The following is a 3,498-nucleotide window of genomic DNA, read 5'->3' on the forward strand; positions in this document are numbered from 1 at the left end:
CCTCGAGCCCGGCGAGGCCGACCTTCTCGACCATCTCGGCTGCCTTCTCGCGGCGCTCGGCGCGGCCGACGCCCTGGATCTCCAGGCCGTAGGCGACGTTGTCCAGGACGCTGCGGTGCGGGAGCAGGCCGAAGTGCTGGAAGACCATGGCGGCCCGGTGACGACGCAGTTCGCGGAGCCGGCCGGCGTCCATCGCGAGGACGTCCTCGCCGTCGAGGGCGAGGGTCCCGGCCGTGGGCTCGATCAGCCGGGTGAGGCACCGTACGAGGGTGGACTTGCCCGAGCCGGACAGACCCATCACGACGAAGACCTCGCCCTTGCGGACGTCGAAGGTGACGTCGCGGACGGCCGCCGTGCAGCCGGTACGTTCGCGCAGCTGCGCGGCGGGCAGCCCGGCGTGCTCGGAACCGGGGACCTTCGCGGCCGCGCCCTTGGGGCCGAAGACCTTCCAGAGGCCCTCGACCGAGAAGACGGGGGTGTCGGCAGGGGTGGCGGGGGTGGCAGGTGTGGTGGGGGTGGCGTTCACCGGGTACCGCCTTCCAGGGCCAGCAGGTCGGCGGCCTTCTCGCCCACCATGAGGACTCCGATCATCGGGTTCACCGCGGTCATCGTCGGGAAGACGGAGGCGTCCGCGATCCGGATGCCGTCGAGGCCGCGCACCCTGAGGTCGGGGCCCACGACGGCGGTGGGATCGTCGGGGGCGCCCATCTTGCAGGTGCCCGCCGGGTGGTAGACGGTGTGGGCGACCGAGCGGGCGTACGCGCACAGCGCGTCGTCGTCGGTGATCTCCGGCCCGGGACAGACCTCCCGCTTCAGCCAGCCGGCCAGCGGCTCGGTCGCGGCGATCTCGCGGGCGAGCCTGATGCCGTCCACGAGGGTGCGGCCGTCGTAGTCCTCCTCGTCGGTGAAGTAGCGGAAGTCGAGGGCGGGTTTGACCTCGGGATCCGCGCTGGTCAGGTAGAGGCGGCCGCGGCTGCGGGGCTTGGGGATGTTGGGGGTCATCGACACCCCGTGCGCGGGGCGTTCGTAGCCGATGCGCTCCGGGTTGTCCGTGAAGGGCACCTGGTAGAAGTGGAACATCAGGTCGGGGCCCTGGGACTGCGGGTCGCGCCGCACGAACAGGCCGGCGTCGCTGTCCATGGCCGAGTTCTCCGGGATCGGGCCGTCGGTCTCCCAGACGATCACCGACTCCGGGTGGTCGAGCAGGTTCTCGCCCACCCCGGGCAGGTCGTGCACCGGCGGGATGCCGAGGGCCTCCAGGTCGGCGCGCGGGCCTATGCCGGAGTGCAGCAGCAGGCGCGGGGTGTCGACGGCGCCCGCGCAGACCAGCACCTCACGGCGTGCGGTGATCAGGGACGGCGTGCCGTCCTCGGCCCGTACGTGCACACCGCGCACCCGGGTGCCGTCGAGTTCGAGGCGGTACGCCCAGGTCTCCAGGAAGAGGCGGAGGTTGGGGCGGTCGTCCATCACGGGGTGGAGGTAGGCCACCGAGGCGGAGGAGCGCTTGTTGTCCTCCGGGTGGTAGGCGAGGTCGAAGAAGCCTGCGCCCTCGTGGAACGGCTTGCGGTTGAAGCCCTCGACGAGAGGGACGCCCAGAGCCGCCCGGGCGGCGTCGACGAAGTCGCGGGCGATGGCGTTGCGGTCCTTCTCGGCCACCGGGACGATGTTGTTGAGGAGCTTGTCGAAGTACGGCTCCATGGCGGCCGCGTGCCAGCCCTCGGCGCCGGCCTGCGACCACTCGTCCCAGTCGGACGGCAGGGGCTTGAAGGCGATGAGGGTGTTGTGCGAGGAGCAGCCGCCGAGGACGCGGGCGCGGCTGTGCCGGATGTGGGAGTTGCCGCGCGGCTGCTCGGTGGTCGGGTAGTCGTAGTCGAGTTCGCCGCCCAGCAGTCCCATCCAGCGGCGCAGGGTGAGCACGTCGGGCCGGTCGACGTCGCTGGGGCCGCCCTCGATGACGGCGACGGTGGTGCCGGGGTCCTCGGTCAGGCGCGAGGCGATGACCGAGCCGGCGGTTCCGCCGCCGACGACGACGTAGTCGTACTCCTGGACGGACCCGGCGGCCGCTGCACCCGGGCCCGTGTTCGTATGCGCGTTCAGATGTGCATTCGTGTTCGTGTTGATGGTTCTCCTCCTCCTTCAGCCCGCGAACCAGCGCACGGGGCGCGGAGCGAGGTTCTGGTACACGTGCTTGGTCTCGCGGTACTCGGCCAGGCCGGCCGGGCCCAGTTCGCGCCCGATGCCGGACTTGCCGAAGCCGCCCCACTCCGCCTGCGGCAGGTAGGGGTGGAAGTCGTTGATCCAGACGGTGCCGTGGCGCAGTCGGCCCGCCACCCGGCGGGCGCGGCCCTGGTCGGCGGTCCACACCGCGCCGGCGAGTCCGTACTCGGTGTCGTTGGCGAGCGCGACGGCCTCGTCTTCCGTACGGAAGGTCTCGACGGTCAGGACCGGCCCGAAGACCTCCTCCCGCACGACGCGCATCCCGCGGTGGCAGCCGTCCAGGACGGTCGGCCGGTAGAAGTAGCCGGGCCCGTCCGGCCGGGAGCCGCCCGACCGCAGCACCGCGCCCTCGGCGAGGGCGGAGTCCACGTACTCCTGCGTCCGCGCGAGCTGGGCCGCGGAGACCAGGGGCCCGCACTCGACGCCGGGGTCGGTGCCGCGGCCGAGGCGGATCCGGTCGGCCCGGCGGGCGAGTTCGGCCACGAAGCGCTGGGCGACGCGGTCCTCGACGATGAGGCGGGAGCCGGCGGAGCAGACCTGGCCGCTGTGTATGAAGGCGGCGTTGAGGGCCTGGTCGACGGCGGTGTCGAAGCCGTCCTCGGTGGCGCAGGCGTCGGCGAAGACGACGTTCGGGTTCTTGCCGCCGAGTTCGAGGGCGACCTTCTTGACGGAATCGGCCGCCGCGCGCATGACCTTCGTACCGCTGGCGAGGCCGCCGGTGAAAGAGACGAGGTCGACATCGGGGTGGGCGGACAGGCGGGCGCCGACGGGGTCACCGGCACCCGTCACGAGATTGGCGACACCGGCCGGCAGGCTGGCCTCCGCCAGCAGGCCGATGAGCTCCACCGTGGACAGCGGGGTGATCTCGCTCGGCTTGAGGACGAAGGTGTTGCCCGCGGCGAGGGCCGGGGCGATCTTCCAGCTGGCCTGGAGCAACGGGTAGTTCCACGGGGTGATCAACGCGCAGACACCGACCGGTTCGTGGACCACGACGCTGTGGATGTCGGGGGAGCCGGCGTCGACCACGCGTCCCGCGCTCTCGCCGGTCACCAGGTCGGCGAAGTAGCGGAAGGCGTCGCTGACGCAGTCCACGTCCACGCGTCCCTCTTCCAGGGTCTTGCCCGCGTCCCGGCTCTCCAGCAGCGCGATGCGTTCGCGGTCACGCTGGAGCAGATCGGCGGTGCGGCGCAGCAGGGCGGCACGCTCCGCGACCGGGGTCTCGGGCCACTCGCCACCGTCGAAGGCGGCCCGGGCGGCGCCGACGGCGGCGTCGGTGTCCGC

3 protein-coding genes are annotated in these 3,498 nt (G+C 72.3%); all 3 read right to left on the bottom strand.

Annotation, left to right across the window (positions count from 1 at the left end):
- Window positions 1-526: ATP-binding cassette domain-containing protein (locus AB0I68_RS38825; protein ID WP_363182159.1), on the bottom strand; the 526-nt coding region annotated here is incomplete at its 3' end.
- Complete coding sequence (locus AB0I68_RS38830; RefSeq protein WP_363182161.1) at window positions 523-2,097, bottom strand: GMC oxidoreductase; 1,575 nt, start codon at window positions 2,095-2,097, stop codon at window positions 523-525. The genes AB0I68_RS38825 and AB0I68_RS38830, both read right to left, overlap by 4 nt.
- 39 nt (window positions 2,098-2,136) lie before the next feature.
- On the bottom strand, window positions 2,137-3,498 hold a 1,362-nt coding region (locus AB0I68_RS38835; RefSeq protein ID WP_363182160.1), incomplete at its 5' end, for an aldehyde dehydrogenase family protein.

The sequence above is a fragment of the Streptomyces sp. NPDC050448 genome (assembly GCF_040655295.1).
Classification (GTDB): Bacteria; Actinomycetota; Actinomycetes; order Streptomycetales; family Streptomycetaceae; genus Streptomyces.